The 1,054-nt window shown below is 36.0% G+C and carries 1 protein-coding gene; it reads left to right on the forward strand.

The features are described 5' to 3' along the window. Positions 1-423 precede the first annotated feature (423 nt). Entirely contained in the window at positions 424-1,014 is a 591-nt protein-coding gene (locus ABUA47_RS24940) for a hypothetical protein (RefSeq protein WP_008670455.1), read from the forward strand. Positions 1,015-1,054: the final 40 nt, after the last annotated feature.

Genomic DNA, 1,054 nt, shown 5'->3' on the forward strand with positions numbered 1-1,054 from the left:
TGGAGTGTTACGCCGTTCGGGTTCGGAAGAAATTTTGCAGGGTTCGAAAAACGGTTGTGTGCTTATTCGAAAAAAAGTTTATGGTGTGGGCGCTCGTCGGGACGGGTGGTCCCGCCCCTTGCCGCTGGGCGCTCCCCGACCGATGATTTTTTAAGTAGTTGATTATATGCCGTTTTTAGGGTATAATAAGAACTTAAGAAATAGAATAAGTTAAGTAGTTGATACTCAATATAGGGTATTTTCCATATTGGAAAATCTGATTTTCCATATTAGAAAGTCACTCTTTCCTATTAGATGTTAAAAAGGAAAATATATTTTGCTTTTTTATTGTATTAATGGAAATTTAAATATTCCTTTGTGGAAAATCAAATTATACTTTTTCACCGATATATAGAAAGTCAAATTTGCCTAAATAGAATGTTTATGGAAAATAAGAAAGTACTCAAATTAACCGATTTTCAAAAAAACGAAGAAAACCCCTTTATGAAACAAGCAATTGAAGGGATTGAAAATCACGTTGTTAAGAAATACAAAAGTAGTACGGGAAGTGATAAAAAAGCTGTAGTTGCTGTTGCTGATACAGATACAGGAGAAGTATTCAAAACCTCGTTTATCCGACAAATAGAAGTAGATGAAGAGCAATTTGCAAAACTATACCTTGCGAATTTTGCCGCTTTTTTCAATCTATCACAATCAGCTATTCGGGTTTTCGGGTATATTCTAACTTGCATGAAGCCTAAGAATGATATGATAATTTTCGATAGGCGAAAATGCTTAGAATACACCCAATACAAATCAGACAAAGCCATATACAAAGGATTGGCAGAGCTCGTACAAAGTGAAATCATAGCAAGAGGTCCAAACGAATATAATTGGTTCATTAATCCGTTGATTGTCTTTAATGGGGATAGGGTTTCATTTACAAAAACATACGTTCGGAAAAAGACTTTAGCTGCCCAAAAGAAAGAAGAAGCAGAGAAACGACAGTTATCACTTGGTTTTGATGAACTGTAACACTCCATTGAGTGAAGCTGCCGTTTGGTCGCTCCCCCTT

This window comes from Bacteroides sp. RTP31139st1_H2_RTP31139_211217 (assembly GCF_040227615.1).
Lineage (GTDB): Bacteria > Bacteroidota > Bacteroidia > Bacteroidales > Bacteroidaceae > Bacteroides > Bacteroides uniformis.